Source organism: Salmonella enterica subsp. arizonae (assembly GCF_008692845.1).
Lineage (GTDB): Bacteria > Pseudomonadota > Gammaproteobacteria > Enterobacterales > Enterobacteriaceae > Salmonella > Salmonella arizonae.
The window spans coordinates 59,570-81,259 of sequence record NZ_VXJW01000011.1; the positions used below are offsets into that span (position 1 = coordinate 59,570).

The 21,690-nt window shown below is 51.9% G+C and carries 20 protein-coding genes and 8 pseudogenes; 20 read left to right on the forward strand and 8 right to left on the reverse strand.

The annotated features are described in order from the left end of the window. Positions 1 to 130 precede the first annotated feature (130 nt). Both cpxR and cpxA read left to right on the forward strand, forming a co-directional pair. Positions 131 to 829: an envelope stress response regulator transcription factor CpxR gene (gene cpxR / locus F4V61_RS17920; protein ID WP_038397257.1), complete on the forward strand. Its 699-nt coding sequence runs from the start codon at positions 131 to 133 to the stop codon at positions 827 to 829. Then, positions 826 to 2,199, forward strand: a complete 1,374-nt coding sequence (cpxA, locus tag F4V61_RS17925) for an envelope stress sensor histidine kinase CpxA (RefSeq protein WP_000580434.1) — start codon at positions 826 to 828, stop codon at positions 2,197 to 2,199. The genes cpxR and cpxA overlap by 4 nt, the downstream gene beginning before the upstream one ends. 99 nt (positions 2,200 to 2,298) lie before the next feature. Here cpxA and yiiM read toward each other — a convergent pair whose 3' ends face one another. Both yiiM and sodA read right to left on the reverse strand, forming a co-directional pair. Next, the gene (gene yiiM, locus F4V61_RS17930) at positions 2,299 to 2,970 is read right to left on the reverse strand and encodes a 6-hydroxyaminopurine reductase (protein ID WP_000559239.1); all 672 of its coding nucleotides are present in this window, start codon (positions 2,968 to 2,970) and stop codon (positions 2,299 to 2,301) included. A gap of 69 nt (positions 2,971 to 3,039) precedes the next feature. Continuing rightward, positions 3,040 to 3,660, reverse strand: coding sequence for a superoxide dismutase [Mn] (gene sodA, locus F4V61_RS17935; RefSeq protein WP_079829231.1), 621 nt, complete (start codon positions 3,658 to 3,660; stop codon positions 3,040 to 3,042). 328 nt (positions 3,661 to 3,988) lie between these two features. Here sodA and F4V61_RS17940 point away from each other — a divergent pair. The 3 pseudogenes from F4V61_RS17940 to F4V61_RS17950 all read left to right on the forward strand — a co-directional run bounded on the left by F4V61_RS17940 (position 3,989) and on the right by F4V61_RS17950 (position 6,753). Further along, a pseudogene (locus F4V61_RS17940) lies at positions 3,989 to 4,917 on the forward strand (TRAP transporter substrate-binding protein). 18 nt (positions 4,918 to 4,935) lie between these two features. Then, positions 4,936 to 5,452 (forward strand): annotated as a pseudogene (locus F4V61_RS17945) (TRAP transporter small permease). Next, positions 5,445 to 6,753: pseudogene (locus tag F4V61_RS17950) on the forward strand (TRAP transporter large permease). The pseudogenes F4V61_RS17945 and F4V61_RS17950 overlap by 8 nt, the downstream one beginning before the upstream one ends. Positions 6,754 to 6,849: 96 nt before the next feature. On the opposite strand, the pseudogene F4V61_RS17955 reads toward F4V61_RS17950, so the two are convergent. After that, positions 6,850 to 7,143 (reverse strand): annotated as a pseudogene (locus F4V61_RS17955) (oligogalacturonate-specific porin KdgM family protein); the annotation flags it as partial. 611 nt (positions 7,144 to 7,754) lie between these two features. Here F4V61_RS17955 and rhaT point away from each other — a divergent pair. After that, positions 7,755 to 8,789 (forward strand): L-rhamnose/proton symporter RhaT, encoded by a 1,035-nt coding sequence (gene rhaT / locus F4V61_RS17960; RefSeq protein WP_000063541.1) that lies wholly within the window; start codon positions 7,755 to 7,757, stop codon positions 8,787 to 8,789. On the opposite strand, the gene rhaR is transcribed toward rhaT, so the two are convergent. Together rhaR and rhaS are read right to left on the reverse strand one after the other, a co-directional pair. Beyond that, complete coding sequence (gene rhaR, locus F4V61_RS17965) at positions 8,786 to 9,634, reverse strand: HTH-type transcriptional activator RhaR (RefSeq protein ID WP_058346046.1); 849 nt, start codon at positions 9,632 to 9,634, stop codon at positions 8,786 to 8,788. The two genes, rhaT and rhaR, sit on opposite strands and share 4 nt — an antisense overlap. Positions 9,635 to 9,739: 105 nt before the next feature. Continuing rightward, positions 9,740 to 10,576 carry an HTH-type transcriptional activator RhaS gene (gene rhaS / locus F4V61_RS17970; RefSeq protein ID WP_000217121.1) on the reverse strand — a complete coding sequence of 279 codons (837 nt, stop codon included), beginning with the start codon at positions 10,574 to 10,576 and terminating at the stop codon, positions 9,740 to 9,742. A gap of 360 nt (positions 10,577 to 10,936) precedes the next feature. Between rhaS and rhaB the strand changes: the two genes are divergently transcribed. The 5 genes from rhaB (at position 10,937) to rhaM (ending at position 16,157) form a co-directional block, all read left to right on the forward strand. Continuing rightward, on the forward strand, positions 10,937 to 12,406 hold the full coding sequence (rhaB, locus tag F4V61_RS17980; protein ID WP_079782023.1) for a rhamnulokinase: 1,470 nt from the start codon (positions 10,937 to 10,939) through the stop codon (positions 12,404 to 12,406). Beyond that, positions 12,403 to 13,662 (forward strand): L-rhamnose isomerase, encoded by a 1,260-nt coding sequence (rhaA, locus tag F4V61_RS17985; RefSeq protein WP_000211458.1) that lies wholly within the window; start codon positions 12,403 to 12,405, stop codon positions 13,660 to 13,662. The genes rhaB and rhaA overlap by 4 nt, the downstream gene beginning before the upstream one ends. Before the next feature lie 139 nt (positions 13,663 to 13,801). Next, positions 13,802 to 14,629, forward strand: coding sequence for a rhamnulose-1-phosphate aldolase (gene rhaD, locus F4V61_RS17990; RefSeq protein WP_038397269.1), 828 nt, complete (start codon positions 13,802 to 13,804; stop codon positions 14,627 to 14,629). A gap of 68 nt (positions 14,630 to 14,697) precedes the next feature. Further along, positions 14,698 to 15,846, forward strand: coding sequence for a lactaldehyde reductase (gene fucO, locus F4V61_RS17995; protein ID WP_000009266.1), 1,149 nt, complete (start codon positions 14,698 to 14,700; stop codon positions 15,844 to 15,846). Beyond that, on the forward strand, positions 15,843 to 16,157 hold the full coding sequence (gene rhaM, locus F4V61_RS18000; RefSeq protein ID WP_000619479.1) for an L-rhamnose mutarotase: 315 nt from the start codon (positions 15,843 to 15,845) through the stop codon (positions 16,155 to 16,157). Before fucO ends, rhaM begins: the two co-directional genes overlap by 4 nt. A gap of 42 nt (positions 16,158 to 16,199) precedes the next feature. On the opposite strand, the gene F4V61_RS18005 is transcribed toward rhaM, so the two are convergent. Continuing rightward, complete coding sequence (locus tag F4V61_RS18005) at positions 16,200 to 16,748, reverse strand: helix-turn-helix domain-containing protein (protein ID WP_179128243.1); 549 nt, start codon at positions 16,746 to 16,748, stop codon at positions 16,200 to 16,202. A 100-nt stretch (positions 16,749 to 16,848) separates the two neighbouring features. Between F4V61_RS18005 and F4V61_RS18010 the strand changes: the two genes are divergently transcribed. From F4V61_RS18010 to F4V61_RS18040, 8 genes and pseudogenes are all read left to right on the forward strand, one after another. Further along, the gene (locus tag F4V61_RS18010; RefSeq protein WP_038397271.1) at positions 16,849 to 17,508 is read left to right on the forward strand and encodes an AzlC family ABC transporter permease; all 660 of its coding nucleotides are present in this window, start codon (positions 16,849 to 16,851) and stop codon (positions 17,506 to 17,508) included. Next, complete coding sequence (locus F4V61_RS18015) at positions 17,508 to 17,831, forward strand: AzlD domain-containing protein (RefSeq protein ID WP_079828365.1); 324 nt, start codon at positions 17,508 to 17,510, stop codon at positions 17,829 to 17,831. The genes F4V61_RS18010 and F4V61_RS18015 overlap by 1 nt, the downstream gene beginning before the upstream one ends. A gap of 184 nt (positions 17,832 to 18,015) precedes the next feature. Further along, positions 18,016 to 18,462 (forward strand): PTS fructose transporter subunit IIA, encoded by a 447-nt coding sequence (locus F4V61_RS18020; protein ID WP_079828367.1) that lies wholly within the window; start codon positions 18,016 to 18,018, stop codon positions 18,460 to 18,462. A 73-nt stretch (positions 18,463 to 18,535) separates the two neighbouring features. Further along, positions 18,536 to 18,598: pseudogene (locus F4V61_RS22875) on the forward strand (hypothetical protein); the annotation flags it as partial. A gap of 151 nt (positions 18,599 to 18,749) precedes the next feature. Continuing rightward, positions 18,750 to 18,923: pseudogene (locus F4V61_RS18030) on the forward strand (LptF/LptG family permease); the annotation flags it as partial. A gap of 42 nt (positions 18,924 to 18,965) precedes the next feature. After that, the gene (locus F4V61_RS22880; RefSeq protein WP_012210741.1) at positions 18,966 to 19,205 is read left to right on the forward strand and encodes a hypothetical protein; all 240 of its coding nucleotides are present in this window, start codon (positions 18,966 to 18,968) and stop codon (positions 19,203 to 19,205) included. A 27-nt stretch (positions 19,206 to 19,232) separates the two neighbouring features. Beyond that, positions 19,233 to 19,433, forward strand: a complete 201-nt coding sequence (locus F4V61_RS22885) for a hypothetical protein (protein ID WP_012210742.1) — start codon at positions 19,233 to 19,235, stop codon at positions 19,431 to 19,433. Further along, a pseudogene (locus F4V61_RS18040) lies at positions 19,430 to 20,344 on the forward strand (PTS sugar transporter subunit IIA); the annotation flags it as partial. The gene F4V61_RS22885 and the pseudogene F4V61_RS18040, both read left to right, overlap by 4 nt. 46 nt (positions 20,345 to 20,390) lie before the next feature. Here the strand turns inward: F4V61_RS18040 and F4V61_RS18045 are convergent. Next, a complete protein-coding gene (locus F4V61_RS18045; RefSeq protein WP_058819898.1) occupies positions 20,391 to 20,603 on the reverse strand; it encodes a YdgH/BhsA/McbA-like domain containing protein in 213 nt (70 codons plus the stop codon). A gap of 342 nt (positions 20,604 to 20,945) precedes the next feature. After that, a pseudogene (locus tag F4V61_RS18055) lies at positions 20,946 to 21,062 on the reverse strand (IS3 family transposase); the annotation flags it as partial. A 361-nt stretch (positions 21,063 to 21,423) separates the two neighbouring features. Between F4V61_RS18055 and F4V61_RS18060 the strand changes: the two are divergent. After that, complete coding sequence (locus F4V61_RS18060; protein ID WP_001664842.1) at positions 21,424 to 21,678, forward strand: hypothetical protein; 255 nt, start codon at positions 21,424 to 21,426, stop codon at positions 21,676 to 21,678. Positions 21,679 to 21,690: the final 12 nt, after the last annotated feature.

Here is a 21,690-nt window from a genome sequence, read left to right on the forward strand (position 1 = left end):
TCTGTCGCGATTCAACGAGAGACAGTTTACGATTCGGGCTGCAAACATGCGTCAGGGGGTGTAAAACAACGTAAAGTCATGGATTAGCGACGCCTGATGACGTAATTTCTGCCTCGGAGGTAAGTAAACAATGAATAAAATCCTGTTAGTTGATGATGACCGAGAGCTAACTTCCCTGTTAAAAGAGCTCCTCGAAATGGAAGGTTTTAATGTTCTGGTGGCCCACGACGGCGAACAGGCGCTTGAGCTTTTGGATGACAGCATCGATTTACTTTTGCTTGACGTCATGATGCCGAAGAAAAACGGTATTGATACGTTGAAAGCGCTTCGCCAGACACACCAGACGCCTGTCATTATGCTGACCGCGCGCGGCAGCGAGCTGGATCGTGTTCTCGGCCTTGAACTGGGCGCGGACGACTATTTACCCAAACCGTTTAATGACCGAGAACTGGTGGCGCGCATCAGGGCTATTTTGCGCCGCTCCCACTGGAGCGAACAGCAGCAGAGCAACGACAACGGCTCGCCGACGCTGGAAGTCGATGCGTTAAGCCTGAATCCGGGCCGTCAGGAAGCCAGTTTCGATGGACAGACGCTGGAACTGACTGGTACGGAATTTACCCTGCTCTATTTGCTGGCGCAGCACCTCGGCCAGGTGGTTTCCCGTGAACATTTAAGCCAGGAAGTGCTGGGTAAGCGTCTAACGCCGTTCGATCGCGCTATTGATATGCATATTTCTAACCTGCGCCGCAAACTGCCGGAGCGAAAAGACGGTCATCCATGGTTTAAAACATTGCGTGGCCGCGGCTATCTGATGGTTTCCGCTTCATGATAGGAAGTTTAACCGCGCGCATTTTCGCCATCTTCTGGTTGACGCTGGCGCTGGTGCTAATGCTGGTACTGATGTTGCCCAAGCTCGATTCACGCCAGATGACCGAGCTGATGGACAGCGAACAGCGCCAGGGATTGATGATAGAACAACATGTAGAAGCTGAACTTGCGAACGATCCCCCCAACGACCTGATGTGGTGGCGTCGCCTGTTCCGCGCGATCGACAAGTGGGCGCCGCCTGGACAGCGGTTATTACTTGTGACCTCTGAAGGACGCGTGATCGGCGCTGAACGCAGCGAAATGCAGATCATTCGTAACTTCATTGGTCAGGCGGATAACGCCGATCATCCGCAGAAGAAAAAATATGGCCGCGTAGAGATGGTCGGGCCATTCTCCGTTCGCGACGGAGAAGACAATTATCAGCTTTACCTGATTCGACCGGCCAGCAGTTCACAATCCGATTTTATTAATCTGTTGTTTGACCGCCCGCTACTGTTGCTGATTGTCACGATGTTGGTCAGTTCGCCGCTCTTGCTATGGCTGGCGTGGAGTCTGGCGAAACCGGCGCGTAAATTGAAAAACGCAGCCGATGAAGTGGCGCAAGGCAACCTGCGCCAGCACCCGGAGCTGGAAGCGGGTCCGCAGGAGTTTCTCGCCGCTGGCGCCAGTTTTAACCAGATGGTGACGGCGCTGGAAAGGATGATGACCTCGCAGCAGCGTTTGCTGTCAGACATCTCCCACGAGCTGCGAACGCCCCTTACGCGCCTGCAATTGGGCACAGCATTGTTGCGTCGTCGTAGCGGCGAAAGCAAAGAACTGGAGCGTATTGAGACCGAAGCGCAACGTCTGGACAGCATGATTAATGACCTGCTGGTGATGTCGCGTAATCAACAGAAAAACGCGTTGGTCAGCGAAACGATGAAGGCCAATCAGCTATGGGGCGAAGTGCTGGATAACGCCGCCTTTGAAGCTGAACAGATGGGCAAGTCATTAACGGTAAATTATCCGCCGGGGCCGTGGCCGCTTTACGGCAACCCGAACGCGCTGGAAAGCGCGCTGGAAAATATTGTCCGTAACGCGTTGCGCTATTCACACACGAAGATTGAAGTCGGCTTCTCGGTAGATAAAGACGGTATTACGATCACGGTTGATGACGACGGTCCGGGCGTCAGCCCTGAAGACAGAGAGCAGATCTTCCGTCCGTTCTATCGTACTGATGAGGCGCGCGACCGCGAATCCGGCGGTACTGGCCTGGGTCTGGCGATTGTCGAAACCGCCATTCAACAGCATCGCGGTTGGGTGAAAGCGGATGATAGCCCGCTGGGAGGATTGCGGTTAGTGATCTGGCTGCCTCTGTATAAACGTTCGTAATGAATCGTGGCGCCGAATAGCGGCGTAAACGCCTTATCCGGCCTACGGTTTTCATAGCAGTACGTAGGCCTGATAAGCGCAACGCTATCAGGCGGGATATCAGCCGCGCAGTCGTCTTGACTGATTTTCAATCCTGCCGCTCAGGCGGCGCTTTTGCATGGTCCGGGTCCAGCTTTTCGATAATCCCGCCGCCGACAGCAGTCGGTGATACTGCTCGTCGTCAAACGGCATATGCCAGGCAATGGCGATCGCCTCCTGCACGCTGACATCGCTCACACGGGAAACCAGCTCCAGCGGCGCATCTGCCGCTACCCTGCCAGGCGCTATCACGCTGTAGAGCCAGCCGGTTTTACCCACGTTTTGCATCTGGCTTGCCATGTCGCTAATCGCAAAATGGTAATTGAGCTTAAAGCACGGCGAACGCGGCTGCGTCACCTGAATGAGCGTCTCTCCCCAGCGAAAAATATCGCCAATATAGACATTTTGCTCGGTCAGACCGTCAGTGGAAAGATTCTCGCCAAACGCCGGGGCGACAAACCGTTCCGCCAGTTCTGGAAACGCCTGCGCCCAGTAACGATAATGCTCGCGCGGATAATGACACAGCGCGCGGTCGGGGCCACCGTGAATTTTTTTCTCCGCCTGCTCATCGCCTTCCAGCCCCAGGTCCGTCAGCATCAGTTCACCATCGACCTGCACCTTCGCGATAGCGCTGGGGCGGCTTCCCGCGTAATCCTGAATTTTGCCTGTGAATACCTCAACCGGATAATGCATCGAGACTCCTTATGCAGATACAAAAAAAGCGAGCCATCAGACTCGCTTCTCACGGGCTTCAATGCAACTTTATTTTTTCGCTGCGAAACGTGCAGCCGCTTCATCCCAGTTCACTACATTCCAGAACTCTTTGATATAGTCCGGACGACGGTTCTGGAATTTCAGGTAGTAAGCGTGTTCCCACACATCCAGACCCAGAATCGGGAAACCGGATGCGCCGGAAATGACTTCGCCCATCAGTGGAGAGTCCTGGTTAGCAGTAGACACGACAGACAGTTGATCGCCTTTCAGCACCAGCCACGCCCAACCGGAACCAAAACGGCTGGCGGCCGCTTTTTCAAACTCTTCTTTAAATTTCTCAACAGATCCGAAATCACGCTCGATCGCCGCTTTCAGATCGCCCTGCAGAGTGGTGCCTTTTTTCAGCCCTTTCCAGAACAGGCTATGGTTAGCGTGGCCGCCCGCATTGTTGCGCAGCACGGTTTTTTTGTCCGCCGGCACCTGATCCAGCTTAGTAATCAGTTCTTCCACCGGCAGATTAGCAAATTCAGGTAGGCTTTCCAGCGCCGCGTTAGCGTTATTGACATAGGTCTGATGGTGTTTGGTGTGGTGGATCTCCATCGTCTGCTTATCGAAGTGCGGTTCCAGTGCATCATAAGCGTACGGTAGGGATGGCAGTGTATAACTCATAATCATCTCCATTATTGTCGAGCGGCACAGTGTTAACGCCGCGTAAGCAGTTGGTTCATTATAGTTAATTAAATGATATTGAAAATGATTATCAATGCCGTACTTTGTTCAGGGTTATAAGCGCTACGGCATCCGCTTAAAAACAGCCGTTTTTTACGAACTCCGCCAAAACCGTCTGTGAATAAATCCTGGAAACAGATAAACGTAAAACAGGGTTTCAAAATATTTCTTTTGGTGCCAGGTTTTGTCAGCGGTAGCAAAAGAAAAAAAGTTATAATCTCACTACGTAATCACATTCTCGCAAAATTATTACAATTGCGAAGGAATCATGAAACAACCTGATTTTATACGTCTGGCTACGCTGGCCTTACTCTCCACATTCTCTTTCTGCTCACACGGCGAAACCATTTTGCGCCTGGCCTACGCGGTGAAAATAGCCAGCCTGTAAAAGATGCGTTGCATTTCTTTGGGCAACAAGTTGAAGCGAAAACGGGCGGCGATATCAAAGTACAGTACTTCCCGGACGGGCAGCTTGGCGGCGAGCGCGAACTGGTGGAGTTAACACAGGTAGGCGTCGTCGACATCACCAAAGTGTCGTCCGGTCTGATGGAGAGTTTTTCGCCTGAGTACGGCGCTTTCTCACTCCCCTACCTGTTTACCAGCGTCGATGAGTACTACCGCGGAATGGATAATCCGCAGGTGATGTAACCTGTTTATCAGTCCACCGCAGCACAGGGATTTATTGGCGTGGACAGGTATGATTCCGGCGCGCGTAATTTTTATATGAGCAAAGCGCCGATTAAACGCATTGAGAATTTACGCGGGAAGAAGATCCGCGTAATGCAGAGTGAGACGGCGATCCAGACCCTCAAACTGCTGGGAACCTCGCCCATCGCCATGAGCCAGGCGGAGGTTTATACCTTATTACAGCAAGGCATTCTCGACGGCGCGGAAAACAATGAGTTCGCCCTCACTATCGCCCGCCACGGCGAAGTCGCCCGTTATTACACCTACGATATGCACACCCGCATTCCCGATATCCTGTTAATGAGCACCCTCACGCAGAAAAAGCTGACGCCAGAACAGCAACGCATCGTCAAAGCCGCCATTCAGGCATCGATCGAATTTGAAAAAGCCGCATGGGACAAGGAAATAGAGAAAACCAGGCTGGCGGCGGTACAGCCTATTTACGACGGACTGAAAAACAAGCCGCGGCTTTACGGGCTGTATCAACGTATCCAGATAGCAAAAAATTAATCTCATCAGGAAACTAAGATGAACATATTCAGAAAAGGACTTGATTTATTGCTGGGCGCTATCTGCTGCCTTGTGCTGGCTATGATGGTTGGCATCGCCTGCTGGCAGGTGGTGAGCCGCTACATTCTGGGCGTTCCCAGTACCATTATCGAAGAGATGCTGTGATTTCTGCTGGTGTGGGTATCAATGCTGGGGATGGCTTTTGTCGCCGGCCAAAAACAGCATATAAGTCTGACCCTCTTCCTGGATAAGGTATCGCCGATGATTCTCGGCTGGTGGGATATCGTCCTGCAGGTCATTTTTATCGCGTTTTCCATTTGGGTGTTGATTATCGGCGGCTTAAAAATCTCTGCTATTTCTATGCTGCAAATCTCGCCTGCGCTGGGCATTCCGATGGGGGAAACTTTATTACGCGCTTCCCTGCGCGGGCGTACTGATCATCCTCTATGGGCTACTGAATATCGTTGACGCCCTGACAGCTATCCATTCCGCCACAGATACCAATAAGCACACTCTGGAGAAATCACATGATTGACCCTATTTTTGCGTCCTGTACGCTAATTGCCGTTTTTGTTGTTTTACTGGCGATGGGCGCGCCTATCGGGATCTGCATCGTTATCGCCTCTTTCAGTACCATGATGCTGGTGCTGCCTTTTGATATTTCGATGTTCGCCACCGCGCAGAAAATGTTCTCCAGTCTGGACAGTTTCGCCTTGCTGGCCGTGCCGTTCTTCGTTTTATCCGGGGTTATCATGAATATCGGGGGAATTGCCGCCCGACTGGTCAATTTTGCCAAACTGTTTACTGGCAAACTGCCCGGTTCGCTGTCGTATATCAACATCGTCGGCAATATGATGTTTGGCGCGATTTCCGGATCGGCGATTGCCGCCTCAACATCCATCGGCGGCGTCAGAGTGCCGATGAGCGCGCGTGAAGGTTACGATCGCGGTTTTGCGGCCGCGGTGAATATCGCCTCCGCGCCGACGGGGATGTTAATTCCGCCCACCACGGCTTTTATTCTTTACGCGCTGGTAAGCGGAGGAACATCTATTGCCGCCGTGTTCGCCGGCGGTCTGGTAGCGGGAGTGTTGTGGGATGTTGGCTGTATGTTGGTCACACTGGTGGTCGCTAAACGCCATAACTACCGGGTCTTTTTTACCGTCCAGAAGGGGATAGAGCTAAAATTCGCCATAGAAGCGATTCCCAGCCTGCTGCTGATCGTTATTATCGTCGGGGGTATCGTACAGGGGATTTTTACTGCGATTGAAGCGTCCGCTATCGCCGTGGTGTATACGTTATTGCTGACGATGGTGTTTTACCGCACGCTGAAAATTAAGAATTTACCTTCAATTTTACTGCAAACGGTGGTCATGACCGGGGTCATTATGTTCTTGCTGGCGGACCTCTTCGGCGATGTCCTTCTCAATGTCGATCACTAATATCCCTGCGGCGCTGAGCGATATGATCCTCGCTATTTCCGCCAATAAACTGGTTATCCTGTTAGTCATCACCGCTTTTTTGCTGATTATCGGCGCATTTATGGATATCGGCCCTGCAATCCTGATATTTACCCCGATTCTGTTGCCGATTATGACTAAACTGGGCGTCGATCCGGCCCATTTCGGTATTATCATGATTGATAACCTGGCGATTGGCACTATTACTCCACCCGTTGGCAGCGGGTTATACGCAGGGGAAAGCGTAGGAAAGGTCAAAGTTGAGGACGTTATCAAACCGCTGATGCCTTTTTACGGGGCAATTATCGGCGTTTTGTTATTAATTACTTACCTTCCGGAAATCACTCTGTTTTTGCCCCGGCTACTGGGCATCATGTAAGCGCTTCATTTTCTGTCGCGCCTCGTTGCCGGATGGCGGTTAGCGCCTTATCCGGCCTACGCACAATGATCATTATAGGAAGGCTCTCCAGGTAAAAAAATCTGGCTGCCAAACGACATCGCCCGTTTTAAATTGATAGCTTATCGTATACTCGTTACCCTGCGTTTCCAGATCATTAAACGCTTTATTGGTGTCATCCCCTCCTGATTTTGAGATAGCTTCTATCGCAAAACCAAAACCATTGGCAAAACGATGCGCAATATACGCACGGTCATAGTTAGCTTTACTATCATCAAGATATTCATGACGAACACCGACATATACTGCGTGCGCATTTGTTACAATAAGAGGTAATAGTAAGAAAAGAGTTTTTCTCATAATGGAACCCATTTAATTTAAAATTAAAATAGCATTTTATCTCATTCAATTACAACCATAATACGCAATATGGATAGCGACAACATAGGCAACTCTTTTTAATTTAAAATTGGGACAATGTTCAAAAAGCAAAATAAAATAAATGAAATTTATATTCGCAAAATAAAGTAAAAACAAAAACACCATTAGCACTGTTAATATAGGTGTTTCCTTATAATTATATTTCATTGATAACTAACATTAATCTTCATATATTTAAATCACAAATATAAAAAACTAGATAATTGTTGTATGACCATTACTTTATCGAACAATAAGTCAGATTTTCCCCATTATGTGATCTTACGCAGCATTTCCTTTGCATTAGTGCCAATTAAGCTGTTTTTTGTCGTTATTATGAAGGCATTTTAGAAAACAAATATTCCCCACCGATTTAAATAACATTCACGCGGTCACGATCCGTTTCGACTTTTTTAAAACGTGAAGTTAATCACCTCGTTAACGTGCTGATTGCCAGAATACATCCAACGGCGGCAAACGTTACAAGGTTACCAGGCTGCGCAATTTTTAAACTCATGCAGACGGAAGGGGTATCCCGTCCAAAAAATAATGAGGAACATGTCATGAGTAACGCGATTACGATGGGGATTTTCTGGCATTTGATAGGTGCGGCCAGTGCAGCCTGCTTCTATGCCCCGTTCAAGCAAGTGAAACAGTGGTCATGGGAAACCATGTGGTCAGTGGGCGGCATCGTCTCATGGCTTATTCTGCCGTGGACAATTAGCGCCCTCTTACTGCCCGATTTCTGGGCCTATTATGGACAGTTTAACCTCTCCACCCTTTTACCGGTTTTTCTGTTCGGCGCCATGTGGGGCATCGGCAATATTAATTACGGTCTGACCATGCGTTATCTCGGTATGTCGATGGGTATCGGCATCGCTATCGGCATTACGCTTATCGTCGGCACGCTGATGACGCCTATCATCAACGGTAACTTCGATGTGTTAATCCATACCGAAGGGGGGCGCATGACGCTACTTGGCGTTTTTGTCGCGCTGATAGGCGTCGGGATTGTGACGCGCGCCGGACAGTTAAAAGAACGCAAAATGGGCATTAAAGCAGAGGAGTTCAATCTGAAGAAAGGGCTTCTGCTGGCAGTGATGTGCGGTATTTTCTCGGCGGGGATGTCTTTTGCCATGAACGCCGCGAAACCGATGCATGAAGCTGCTGCCGCGCTTGGCGTTGACCCGCTCTATGTCGCGCTGCCGAGTTACGTGGTGATTATGGGCGGCGGCGCGCTGGTTAACCTCGGTTTCTGTTTTATCCGCCTGGCAAAAGTGCAAAATCTGTCGATAAAAGCCGACTTCTCGCTGGCAAGACCGTTGATTATCAGCAATATTCTGCTGTCCGCGCTTGGCGGTCTGATGTGGTATTTACAGTTCTTTTTCTATGCCTGGGGCCACGCGCGCATTCCAGCGCAATATGACTACATGAGCTGGATGCTGCACATGAGCTTCTATGTGCTGTGCGGGGGGCTTGTCGGTCTGGTGCTAAAAGAGTGGAAAAATGCTGGCCGCCGTCCCGTTGCCGTATTAAGCCTCGGCTGCGTGGTAATTATTATCGCGGCGAATATTGTCGGTTTAGGCATGGCCAGTTAATCGCTTTGATTACTGAGATGACGCCATTGGCTCGGCGTCATCCCGGTTTCCCGCGTGAACACCACCGAAAAATAGTTACTATCTTCAAAGCCGCACTGCATCGAAATCTCGCTAATCATGAGTGGACTATGTTGAAGCAGATACTGTGCGTGGCAAATGCGAACCTGGCGTAAATATTGATTAATCGTCATCCCAGTCTGGGCGCGAAACTGCTGCCGCAGCACCCGTTCGCTGCATTGTTCCTGCTGGCAAAACGCATCCAGCGCAAAGGGACACTCAAGACTATTAGCCAGAGCGGTAATTAATTTATCCAACAGGGTTTCTCTGGAGGTCGCCGGAAGATCGTCGGTCGCGTAGCGATGCCGTTTTAACGTCATCACCAGTTGACCAAACAGCAATTCCGCTATCTCATTCGCCAGCGGATCGCGTCCATTATTCTCATGTTCAAGCTGGTTAATGACCTGTCGCGCCTGATTCATTCCCATACTGCCCAGCCGCCAGTGAGGATGCCATTGCGCTCCCTGAAAGCCGGGAATCAGCGCCTGCCAATTTACATTGAGTTTCAAACGCTCCGGGCAATAAATGATATTTTGCAGCACCAGATCGTTAACGGAAGTATAGGAGTGTTTGTCTTCAGCGCGAATATAAAACAGATCGCCGCGGGTAATTCTGTATGGACGGTCATTGAGAACGTGTAAGCCATTGCCCCGCCAGACCATCACCAGTTCGCAAAACTCATGCGTATGTTCCGCAAAAACATCCTGTGGATAGCGATCGGCAACCGTGACAGCCTGCTGCTCATCAGTAAAAAAATCTTTTTTCAGAAGAATTAACTGATTTGCCACCGCAGCACCTCAAGTTGGATACTTGCCGGATGGCGCTACGCTTATCCGGCATTAAAGAGTATAATTATCAGCAAATTGGCCACGAAAACGTTGATAACATTCGCGTTACTGGGGTATCGCATCGCGTCCCTGGCGGATATCCCGCGGCGACCAGTTAAATTCACGGCGAAACAGGGTCGAAAAGTGGTTACTGTCTCCAAAACCGCAGCGATACGCGATTTCTGTCACGCTATGATCGCTATGGCGCAATAAATGCCGGGCTTTGATCAAACGCAGGCGATTAAGGTAACGTTGCGGCGTCAGCCCGGTATGCTGCTTAAGCTGACGATGCAGCGTGCGTAGCGACAGTGAAAATTGCTCCGCTACCGCCTCCCAGCAGACCTCCTCCGCAAAATGATCTTCCAGCCATGCCATCAGTTGGTTAAGTTTTGCGTCGTTATCGGTCGCGCCTTCCATCAGGCTACTGCGGCGTAACAATACCAGTAACTGCATAAACAAAATTTCGCGATTCGCCACGGCTGGCGCATCCATGCCGTCTCCGGCGCGTTCCATTAGACCGACCAACTGGCGCACCTGCTGCAAAGCGCTCTGATTCACCCGCCAGTGGGAAGGATAGTAACCATCCTGCTCCTGCGGCAGCAACTGCTCCAGTCCCGCCAGAAACTGAAAGGCTTCCGGTGAACGCCACAGCACATTCGTCAGGCATAAGTTATCGGTATGTTCATACAAATGTCGGTCGTGATCGCGTACAAAGCACACTGTACCGCCGCTGATGGTATACGGCTGCCCGTTGAAGACATGAATACCCGTACCGTGTTCCACAATCACGATTTCATGGAAATCATGATGATGTTCAGGGAAAGCGGCTTGCGGCAAACGAGGTTCAATCGCCACGGGCGCTTTGCCTGATGGAAAAAAATCCACGCTATGCAGTACCGTCATGATGTATCCCTTCCTGATGAATGAAGCTGGCTGAAGCCATTATCCCGATAAGGCGCGCCAGCCTCGCCTCCAGGCGTCTTTCGCCGAATTTCCCCGACCTGGTGATAGTAATTAAGGGTTATCGGTCTCACCTTAAATTTTTGACGCCAAAGCGCGCAAACATGGTCTTTTTTTCAAGAAAAGGCGGGAAAAATCGGGAAATGCGGACGACATCACACCGGCTTATTAGTAGAAAATGTGAACGCCATCACGTTCATCTTTGCTTTGTTGCCAGCGGCTCATTTTCCTGTCAGTAACGAGAAGGTAGGCCTTTGAGGGCTTTTTTAGACTGTGCGCAATGATTCTAAGAAGGACCTCACTATGACTTTTCGCCATTGTGTCGCGGTTGATCTCGGCGCATCCAGCGGGCGCGTGATGCTGGCGCGTTACGACAGCAAACACCGTACCCTAACGCTACGTGAAATCCACCGTTTTGTGAACTACCTGCAAAAAACAGAGGGGTTTGACACATGGGATATCGACAGCCTGGAAAAGAACATTCGTCTTGGTCTGAAGAAAGTCTGCGATGAAGGCATTCTTATCGACAGCATCGGCATCGACACCTGGGGCGTCGATTATGTCCTGCTGGATAAACACGGTCAGCGTGTCGGCCTGCCGGTCTCCTACCGCGATAACCGTACCATGGGCATCATGTCGCAAGCGCTGGTCCAGATCGGCAAAAGCGAAATCTATCGCCGCAGCGGGATTCAGTTTCTGCCGTTTAACACCGTCTATCAGCTACGCGCGCTGACGAAGCAACAGCCTGAGTTAACGGCGCAGGTCGCTCATGCGCTGCTGATGCCCGATTATTTCAGCTACCGCCTGACCGGTGAAATGAACTGGGAATATACCAACGCCACGACCACCCAGTTGGTCAATATTAATACCGATGACTGGGACGATACCCTGTTGGCGTGGACCGGCGCGAAAAAAAGCTGGTTCGGCCGTCCCATGCACCCGGGCAATGTTATCGGCGACTGGATTTGCCCGCAGGGCAACCGTATTCCAGTGGTAGCCGTCGCCAGCCACGATACCGCCAGCGCCGTTATTGCCTCTCCGCTGGCAAATAAACATAGCGCCTACCTGTCTTCAGGCACCTGGTCGTTAATGGGTTTTGAAAACAAAATGCCTTACACCACCGACGACGCGCTGGCCGCCAATATCACCAACGAAGGCGGCGCTGAAGGGCGCTATCGGGTACTGAAAAACATTATGGGTTTATGGTTGCTCCAGCGCGTGCTGAAAGAACGGCGCATTACCGATCTGCCTGCGCTTATCGCCCAAGCGAAAGCGCTGCCGGCCTGCCGTTTCCTGATTAACCCGAATGACGATCGCTTTATCAATCCTGACGATATGCGCGCCGAAATCCAGACCGCCTGTCGCGAGACCGACCAGCCCGTTCCCGTCAGCGATGCCGAGCTGGCGCGCTGCATTTTCGACAGTCTGGCGCTGTTGTATGCCGACATTCTGCACGAACTGGCAAATCTGCGCGGCGAAGCATTTACCCAACTGCATATTGTTGGCGGCGGTTGCCAGAACGCGCTACTCAACCAGTTGTGCGCCGATGCCTGTGGTATTTGCGTGATGGCTGGGCCGATTGAAGCCTCCACCCTCGGCAATATTGGTGTCCAGCTTATGACCCTCGACGAATTAAACAACGTTGATGACTTCCGTCAGGTCGTCAGCGCTAACTACGACCTGACAACGTATACCCCTAATCCTGATAGTGAAATTGCCCGCTACGTTGCGCAGTTTCAACCAACTCGACAGACAAAGGAGCTTTGCGCATGACCACTCAACTGGAACAAGCCTGGGAACTGGCAAAACAACGTTTCGCCGCAGTAGGTATTGATGTCGAGGAGGCATTGCGCCAGCTCGATCGCCTGCCGGTATCCATGCACTGCTGGCAGGGCGATGATGTTGCCGGATTCGAAAATCCGGAAGGTTCGCTGACGGGCGGAATTCAGGCTACCGGCAATTATCCGGGCAAAGCGCGTAATGCCACCGAACTGCGCGCCGATCTGGAAAAAGCGCTGAGTCTGATTCCGGGGCCAAAACGGCTGAACCTGCACGCCATTTACCTTGAGTCGGATACGCCGGTTGCCCGCGATCAGATCAAACCTGAGCATTTTAAAAACTGGGTGGCGTGGGCAAAGGCGCATAAGCTCGGGCTGGACTTTAACCCGTCCTGCTTTTCGCATCCGCTGAGCGCCGATGGTTTCACTCTGGCGCACGCCGACGACAATATCCGCCAGTTCTGGATCGATCACTGCAAAGCCAGTCGCCGCGTCTCGGCATACTTCGGTGAGCAACTCGGTACGCCGTCGGTGATGAACATCTGGATCCCGGACGGCATGAAAGACATTACCGTCGACCGTTTAGCCCCGCGTCAGCGCCTGCTGGAAGCACTGGATGAGGTCATTAGCGAAAAATTCGACCCGGCACACCACATCGATGCGGTAGAAAGCAAACTGTTTGGCATTGGCGCGGAAAGCTACACCGTCGGCTCCAATGAGTTCTACATGGGCTACGCCGCCAGCCGCCAGACCGCGTTGTGCCTTGATGCAGGCCACTTCCATCCCACTGAAGTGATTTCCGACAAAATATCCGCCGCCATGCTGTATGTGCCGCGCCTGCTGCTGCATGTCAGCCGCCCGGTACGCTGGGATAGCGACCACGTGGTGCTGCTGGACGATGAAACCCAGGCGATTGCCAGCGAAATTGTTCGTCATAACCTGTTCGACCGCGTTCATATCGGTCTGGATTTCTTCGACGCTTCTATCAATCGCATCGCCGCGTGGGTTATCGGTACCCGCAACATGAAAAAAGCGCTGCTGCGCGCGCTGCTGGAACCGACAGATCAACTGCGTCAGCTTGAGGCTAGCGGCGATTACACCGCACGTCTGGCGCTACTGGAAGAGCAAAAATCCCTGCCGTGGCAGGCCGTCTGGGAAATGTATTGTCAGCGTCACGACACGCCGACAGGCAGTCAGTGGCTGGAAAGCGTGCGGGCATATGAAAAAGAGATTCTGAGCAAACGTCGCTAAACATCGCAAATTGTAGGCCGGATAAGGCGCGTCAGCGTCGCCGTCCGGCAATAAACGAAACACCATTGCCGGATGGCGCAACGTTTATCCGGCCTACATGAAATCCGGGACGCTTCGGATAATAAACAGGAACACGAACATGCAAAACATTACTACTTCCTGGTTCGTCCAGGGGATGATTAAAGCCACCTCCGACGCCTGGCTGAAAGGCTGGGACGAACGTAACGGCGGTAATCTGACGCTGCGTCTTGATGAAGTGGATATCGCGCCTTTTACTGCTGATTTCGAAGAAAAACCACGCTATATCGCACTAAGCCAACCGATGCCGCTGCTGGCGAATACGCCGTTTATCGTTACCGGCTCCGGCAAATTTTTCCGCAACGTTCAGCTTGATCCGTCAGCCAATTTAGGCGTGGTCAAAATCGACAGCGAGGGCGCGGGCTACCACATTCTGTGGGGCTTAACCCACAATGCCGTACCCACCTCCGAACTCCCGGCGCATTTCCTCTCCCACTGCGAGCGCATCAAAGCCACCCACGGCAAAGACCGCGTGATCATGCACTGCCACGCCACCAACCTGATTGCCCTGACCTATGTACTGGAAAACAACACTGCGCTTATCACCCGCAAACTGTGGGAAGGCAGCACCGAATGCCTGGTCGTATTCCCGGACGGCGTCGGCATTCTGCCGTGGATGGTGCCAGGCACCGATGAAATCGGCCAGGCCACCGCACAAGAAATGCAGAAACATTCGCTGGTATTGTGGCCGTTCCACGGCGTGTTCGGAAGCGGACCTACGCTGGATGAAACCTTCGGTTTGATAGATACCGCAGAGAAATCCGCTGAAGTATTAGTCAAAATCTATTCGATGGGCGGTATGAAACAGACGATCGCGCGTGACGAGCTGACGGCGCTCGCTAAACGCTTTGGCGTGACCCCGCTGGCCAGCGCCATAGCTCTGTATTGATAACCCAGCGCCGGATAGCGACTTCGCCTTATCCAGCCTACAGGGAACTATTTTCAAGGAGAATGTTTATGAGCTTTATGTTGGCATTGCCGAAAATCAGTCTGCACGGCGCAGGGGCTATTGGCGATATGGTCAAGCTGATCGCCAATAAGCAATGGGGTAAGGCGCTGATCGTCACCGACAGTCAACTGGTCAAACTCGGCCTGTTAGACAATCTGTTCAGCGCTCTGGATGCGCATAACATGCATTATCATTTGTTTGATAAAGTGTTCCCGAACCCCACCGAAGCCCTTGTGCAAAAAGGCTATGCGGCGTACCAGGCGGAAGCCTGTGATTACATCATCGCCTTCGGCGGCGGCAGCCCGATCGACACCGCGAAGGCAGTGAAAATCCTCACCGCCAATCCAGGCCCTTCCACCGCCTACTCCGGCGTCGGCAAAGTGAAAAACGCCGGCGTACCGCTGGTGGCGATTAACACTACGGCAGGCACCGCGGCGGAAATGACCAGCAATGCGGTTATCATCGACACCGAGCGTCAGGTAAAAGAAGTCATTATCGATCCAAACATCATCCCGGATATCGCGGTGGACGACGCCAGCGTAATGCTGGAAATCCCCGCTTCTGTAACCGCCGCGACCGGTATGGATGCGCTCACCCACGCGGTAGAAGCCTACGTATCTGTCGGCGCGCATCCGCTCACCGATGCTAACGCGTTAGAAGCGGTTCGGCTGATTAACCTGTGGCTACCGAAAGCGGTTGATGATGGTCATAACCTTGAAGCGCGTGAGCAGATGGCATTCGGCCAGTATCTGGCAGGCATGGCGTTCAACAGCGCCGGACTTGGGCTGGTTCACGCTCTGGCGCACCAGCCGGGCGCAACCCACAACCTACCGCACGGCGTCTGCAACGCTATTCTGCTGCCAATTATCGAGAACTTTAACCGTCCGAACGCCGTGGCGCGTTTTGCCCGCCTCGCGCAGGCAATGGGCGTAGATACGCGTGGTATGTCTGACGAAGCCGCAAGCCAGGAAGCGATCAACGCCATCCGCGCGTTAAGCAAACGCGTCGGTATTCCGGAAGGTTTTAGTCAGTTGGGAGTGACGAAAGACGATATCGAAGGCTGGCTGGATAAAGCGTTAGCTGACCCATGTGCGCCGTGTAACCCGCGCACCGCCAGCCGCGACGAAGTGCGTGAGCTGTACCTGGAGGCATTATGATCCGCAAAGCCTTTGTAATGCAGGTAAATGCCGACGCGCACGAGGAGTATCAGCGTCGTCATAACCCTATCTGGCCGGAGCTGGAAGCGGTACTAAAATCTCACGGCGCACATCACTACGCGATTTATCTTGATGTGGAACGCAATCTTCTTTTCGCTACCGTTGAGATTGAATCCGAAGCGCGATGGAACGCCGTCGCCAGTACCGATATTTGCCAGCGCTGGTGGAAGCATATGCGTGATGTGATGCCCGCAAATCCGGATAACAGTCCGGTTAGCGCGGAGCTTAAAGAGGTGTTCTGGCTGGCTTAAGCCATTGCCCGGTAGCGCTGACGCTTACCGGGCCTACCATTCTCAGTTCTGTTCCGCCACCAGGATCGCCTGGGTATCCGGCTCCAGCGCTTTAAAGATATGCGCCTGGTCGCCAGGATAACAAATGTAATCCCCCTCCGCCAGCTCTTCCGACGCGTCGGTTAAACCGACGAGGGCTTTTCCCTGCGTAATAATAATATGTTCCACCGACCCCGGCGGATGCGGGTGAGAGATCCGGTCTGCCCCCGGTTGCGTCAACAGAAGATAGATATCGCGCCGCGCGCCGGGCGGACACGCCGCCAGGAGTATCGCCTGATAATGCGCCTGCTCCGCCACCACTTTGGTGCCTTCCCCGCGGCGAATCACCTGCGTTTTTTGTACCTGCGGCTCCAGCAGCCTGGCAAAGGGAATGTCGAGCGCGACGCACAGCGCCCATAGTGTCTCCAGGCTGGGGTTGCCATTCCCCGCTTCCAGTTGTGAAAGCGTAGATTTAGCGATGCCTGCGCGCCGCGCAATCTCCGCCAGCGACAGTCCGGTTCGCTGGCGTTCGCGTACCAGGCTTCTGGCAATAACGCTAATAGGTTGTGTCATAAAGCATCCAACGTTCACTATAACGAACGAAACGTTCGTCTTGTAAAGCAAATCTGTTCCGTTCATTATAATGAAAATTCGTTCGATATGACTAAAGAAGATGAAACACTATTTTTCCTGTCTCAAGGGAGACACGATAAAAGCGATATTTTTAGTGTGCCTGGCCGTGGGCGTCGTCGGCATGTCCTATGGCTCGCTGGCGATGGCCTACGGTTTCCCGATATGGGTGCCGTTTGTACTCTCTATTTTTGTGCTGGCGGGCGCGTCCGAGTTTATGTTTATCGGCATTGTCGCCAGCGGCGGCAACCCGCTGGCAGCGGCGGCGGCGGGACTGCTGGTGAATGCGCGCCACGTGCCGTTTGGCGTAACGGTGCGCGATTTGGTCGGTACCCGCGCCGCCAGCTTTTTCGGCTGCCATATCATGAATGATGAGAGCGTGGTGTTCGGCCTGTCGCAAAAAACGCCGGAACAGCGTAAAGCGGCTTACTGGCTATGCGGGTTAGGCGTCGCCATTTTATGGCCGACAGGGACACTACTCGGCACACTGGTCGGCAAATTGCTGCCCGCGCCGGAGACCATTGGTCTGGATGCCGTATTCCCGGCGATCTTACTGGCGCTGGTGATCCCGGCGTTTAAAAACCGCACCACATTGATTCGGGGTTGCAGCGGCGCCGCGCTGTCGCTTGCCGCTGTTCCCTTTGTGGCTGCCGGATTGCCGGTGTTGCTTTCGCTGCTTGGCCTACTGGCGAGGAAAAAATAATGGGCAATATGACGCTATTTATTATCGGTATTGCTCTTTTATCCGCAGGAACCTATTTGATGCGCCTCGGCGGAGCGAAACTTGGCAGCCGTCTGGCGCTGTCTGAGCGTTCACAGGCGCTGCTGTCGGATACGGCAACGGTGCTGCTATTCTCCGTCGCGTTGGCGACCACCTTTTACGAAGGCGAACATTTCGCCGGCATGGCGCGCGTATTGGGCGTCGCCTTCGCCGTATTTTTAGCCTGGCGTAAAATGCCGCTTATTGTGGTGATTATCGCCGCCGCGGTAGTGACGGCACTGCTGCGGCTGGCGGGCTTACATTGAACCTATCGTAACCCTGACATGGAAAATTCATCAGGGTTATATAATGCTGTATAGTGTGTGACACTCCGCAAAATCAGGAAGAAACTTAACGGCATATTGTCACTCCCTCCCGACATATTACCGCTCATCTCTTGACCGTCTCTTCGTTAAAATCAGATTAAACAGATTTTAACGGAGCCACATCATGACCGCCCTTACAACGAACTGCATCGATCTCAGTATTCAGGGCAACAGCGCTTACTCCATTCTTAAACAGTTGGCAGAAATGGCGTTCCAGAACGGCTATATCACCGATCGTCATCAGTTCCTGCAAACGCTGCTACTGCGGGAAACGTTGCATTCCACGAGGTACGGCTCAGGCATCGCCGTACCGCACGGTAAAAGCGCCTGCGTGAAGCATCCCTTTGTTTTGTTCACGCGCAAATCTGAAAACGTGGACTGGAAGGCCAGCGACGGCGAGGGCGTGAACTGCTGGGCCTGCCTCGGCTTACCGCTGGCTGGCGAAGACGATCAGGTCAAAATTATCGGCACCCTGTGCCGCAAAATCATCCACCAGGATTTTATCAACCTGTTAAAGCAAGGGAATGCCGACCAGGTACTTTCTTTGTTAAATCAAACACAAAACTTATAAGGAAGCGGCTATGGAGTCATCCTTACGTTTAGTAGCGATCACCAACTGCCCGGCGGGAATCGCCCACACCTCTATGGTGGCGGAAGCGCTGGAGCAAAAAGCGCGTTCGCTCGGCCATACTATTAAAGTCGAGACCCAGGGTTCAAGCGGCGTTGAAAACCACCTCACCCACGAGGAGATCGCCGCCGCCGATAGCGGCGTCAAGTTGGGTAAGCAGGATGTGCAGCAGGGTAGCATGATGGGCCATCTGATGGCGGGCGTTTCCCCCGCGCTGCCGTTCGTGATTGGCGGCGGTAGACGGCGATATTCCCGCCAATCTGGTGCTCTCGCTTCTGGAGCTGGGCGTACCGGAAATGGCGCAGCTCATCCTGCCATTAAGCCTGTTCCTGGGGCTTCTGATGACGCTGGGCAAACTGTATACCGAAAGTGAAATTACGGTCATGCATGCCTGCGGGTTGAGCTAAGTCCGTCTCGGCAAAGCGCTTCAGCCTCTGCTCGGCTCGATGCTTATCCCGTTCGTCACGCTACTGTTGTTCGGCGTGCTGACGTATTACGTCATCGGCCCGGTGATGTCCGACGTGATGGGCGGCCTGCTGCACTTCCTGAACACCATTCCACCGTCGATGAAAATGGGCGCGGCCTTCCTCGTTGGCACGATGCTGGCGTTTGATATGGGCGGGCCAATCAACAAAACCGCCTGGTTCTTCTGCTTCTCGCTGCTGGAAAAATATATCTACGACTAGTACGCCATTGTCGGCGTGGTGGCGCTGATGCCGCCCGTCGCGGCAGGTATCGCTACGTATCTTGCGCCGAAGCTATTTACCCTGCAGGAGAAGGCCGCCGCCAGCAGCGCGATTGTGGTGGGCGCTACCGTCGCTACCGAACCCGCGATCCCTTATGCGCTGGCCGCGCCGCTGCCGATGATTACCGCCAATACGCTCTCCGGCGGCATTGCCGGCATACGTCACTGAAAAAGGCGGTAGAGCAAGGAGGGAGCTACCTTGGCGAGAACGCGTTCGGAACGCTTATCGGCCTTCTGGAAGCACAGCAACAGCAGGCAATGACCCTCTCCGCTGACGCCGTATGTTCTCTACTGCAACGCGTCCCCGGCGCCGCCTCGTTAAACATTATTGATGCCCAACTCATCGATAACATTACCGGTCATCTGCTTAGATGCGTATCCGCGCCCATATGGTTACCGGAGCATCGTCAGAGCAGTATGAATAACCTGAAGTCCGCGTGGCCCGCCGCGTTCGACATGAGCCTGCGCCCTGGAGCGGCATCAGAATGAGCGGCGCCCTATCGTTTTGTTATCCGATCAAAATGCGATTGCTACCATTAATCAGCAGGCTATTGAGCGGGATGTGCTTCATTGTCGGGTCATGATTGCGCGAACGCCCGGCGAAGTGAACGCAATAAGTCAGGAGATTGATCCGGTACTTATTATCAATAACAGCCAGAACGCTTCTTTTCTAAGGCACGAAGTTTTCATTACCCGAATCTCCCGAGAGAAGACTGGAATACCATCACCAGGCAAATTTGTGACCGATTGGTGAGCCAGGCCCACATCACCGAGGATGACGCGCTGCGAATCTGCGCCCGGGAAGGCGAAGGCGAGAACCTGATTATCAATCACCTCGCCATCCCCCACTGCTGGAGCGAGCAGGAATTCCATTTCCGCGGATTTTTCATCCCCCTGGCGAACCCCGTACAAGTTAATAATGAGCCCGTTGACCATGTGCTGCTCGCCTGCGCTGCCGCCGCTGCGCGTCACAAGCTGAAAATCTTCAGTTATCTGGCTAGCGTCATATACCGCCATCCGGCCGACACGGTTCGCAGGTTAGATAGCTATGAAGCATTTATTTCGCTGTTAAATCATTAAGAGCAAAAAGCGCCTCAAAGGCGCTCTTTCTACGGTATAGCGGCTGTTATTTCAGTAGTTCAGCGGTCATATGCACGCGGTTGCCCGTGTAAGCCTGAGTAATTTTGTAGTCGCTTGCGCCAACCTGTTCAGCCTGCGCAGCGATTTTGGCTTCTGCACTTTCCAGCGTGGAATCCGTTGCGGTCACTGACTGCGCAGCGAAAGAACCAAAAGAAGTAGTAAAAGCGACAACTGCGACAAAATTTCTGATTATCTTCATGATATAAATCCTTTCACTTAGTTGTTTGATTAAGTAGGGACTCCTCGATGCAATAAATCGTAGTCCGATATTCGAACAGCTAAAAGCGGAATGATTTGCCAATCTTATTCAAATTTATTAAACATAAATCAGACTGGCACGCCTGCCAGTCTGTGCGTGGTTAATGTACCGTCACGCAACACAGACGATTACAATCATCCACCATCTCGTTATAACTTCTCAACGCATCTGGATAAAAATCCGCAACCATCCAGCCTGTTACAGAGCCCTATACCCGTTTTTTCATCATCATTTTGGTATCAAATGTATCGGCAGGAATCATGACCGCCATTTATCCTGGCATAAAGACTGGGTGGTGATACCGAGATGTGTTGCAACGCTGGAAACAGAATGACCACGATTAAAAACCTGTTTGACAGCTTCAATGTTGAGCTCGCCGGGATAACACTTACTACTCATGGGCACCTCTCTTTTAGCCATCTTAAATAACTCTAAGGCATCTGTTAAACACGTGTCGATTCACTTATCTCATGTGAAAATAATATTGCACATTGTAACTCATTGAAAATGATATTTGCATTAAGGGAATACAGTAAGTAGAGGAGACAATATGCGTTTATAGTTTTTTACTCCAATATAAATATTTTTCATTGAATGCATTATCAAATATTAAATGGTAAATATAAAATATTACGCACTTCTCTTGAAAAAAAATTTTACTTTCAGATGTCTTTTTCTGTGACTTGATGCTTCCCATGCTTCTTAAAAAAGATAATATCAGGCTGGGTTTAAACAAAAAAAGTGGATTAAAGAGGTTAAGATGAACTTATTGACTGAAAAAGAAATCAACAATATCTGTGGTGCCGGATTTGGTGATTATGGTGGTTATACTAGTGGTGAATTAGGAGCAAAAGCAGGATGTGCCATAGACTCAATTCTGGGGATCCCTGCATGTGGACATAATAATGGTAAAAATCCAGGGAAACTCGACCCCCATGCTCCTAATATCAGTGAACCATTAAAACCAAAACCTTACTGGAACCAACCGATGACCGAATGGCATGGTGGTTTTTAACTTCACGGTTTA

What these genes read in the sequence shown, in the direction of transcription:
- cpxR (WP_038397257.1), top strand. Translation starts at nt 131, where the DNA reads ATGAATAAAATCCTGTTAGTTGATGATGACCGAGAGCTAACTTCCCTG.
- cpxA (WP_000580434.1), top strand. Translation starts at nt 826, where the DNA reads ATGATAGGAAGTTTAACCGCGCGCATTTTCGCCATCTTCTGGTTGACG.
- yiiM (WP_000559239.1), bottom strand. Translation starts at nt 2,970, where the DNA reads ATGCATTATCCGGTTGAGGTATTCACAGGCAAAATTCAGGATTACGCG.
- sodA (WP_079829231.1), bottom strand. Translation starts at nt 3,660, where the DNA reads ATGAGTTATACACTGCCATCCCTACCGTACGCTTATGATGCACTGGAA.
- rhaT (WP_000063541.1), top strand. Translation starts at nt 7,755, where the DNA reads ATGAGTAACGCGATTACGATGGGGATTTTCTGGCATTTGATAGGTGCG.
- rhaS (WP_000217121.1), bottom strand. Translation starts at nt 10,576, where the DNA reads ATGACGGTACTGCATAGCGTGGATTTTTTTCCATCAGGCAAAGCGCCC.
- rhaB (WP_079782023.1), top strand. Translation starts at nt 10,937, where the DNA reads ATGACTTTTCGCCATTGTGTCGCGGTTGATCTCGGCGCATCCAGCGGG.
- rhaA (WP_000211458.1), top strand. Translation starts at nt 12,403, where the DNA reads ATGACCACTCAACTGGAACAAGCCTGGGAACTGGCAAAACAACGTTTC.
- rhaD (WP_038397269.1), top strand. Translation starts at nt 13,802, where the DNA reads ATGCAAAACATTACTACTTCCTGGTTCGTCCAGGGGATGATTAAAGCC.
- fucO (WP_000009266.1), top strand. Translation starts at nt 14,698, where the DNA reads ATGAGCTTTATGTTGGCATTGCCGAAAATCAGTCTGCACGGCGCAGGG.
- rhaM (WP_000619479.1), top strand. Translation starts at nt 15,843, where the DNA reads ATGATCCGCAAAGCCTTTGTAATGCAGGTAAATGCCGACGCGCACGAG.
- F4V61_RS18005 (WP_179128243.1), bottom strand. Translation starts at nt 16,748, where the DNA reads ATGACACAACCTATTAGCGTTATTGCCAGAAGCCTGGTACGCGAACGC.
- F4V61_RS18010 (WP_038397271.1), top strand. Translation starts at nt 16,849, where the DNA reads ATGAAACACTATTTTTCCTGTCTCAAGGGAGACACGATAAAAGCGATA.
- F4V61_RS18015 (WP_079828365.1), top strand. Translation starts at nt 17,508, where the DNA reads ATGGGCAATATGACGCTATTTATTATCGGTATTGCTCTTTTATCCGCA.
- F4V61_RS18020 (WP_079828367.1), top strand. Translation starts at nt 18,016, where the DNA reads ATGACCGCCCTTACAACGAACTGCATCGATCTCAGTATTCAGGGCAAC.
- F4V61_RS22880 (WP_012210741.1), top strand. Translation starts at nt 18,966, where the DNA reads ATGCTTATCCCGTTCGTCACGCTACTGTTGTTCGGCGTGCTGACGTAT.
- F4V61_RS22885 (WP_012210742.1), top strand. Translation starts at nt 19,233, where the DNA reads ATGCCGCCCGTCGCGGCAGGTATCGCTACGTATCTTGCGCCGAAGCTA.
- F4V61_RS18045 (WP_058819898.1), bottom strand. Translation starts at nt 20,603, where the DNA reads ATGAAGATAATCAGAAATTTTGTCGCAGTTGTCGCTTTTACTACTTCT.
- F4V61_RS18060 (WP_001664842.1), top strand. Translation starts at nt 21,424, where the DNA reads ATGAACTTATTGACTGAAAAAGAAATCAACAATATCTGTGGTGCCGGA.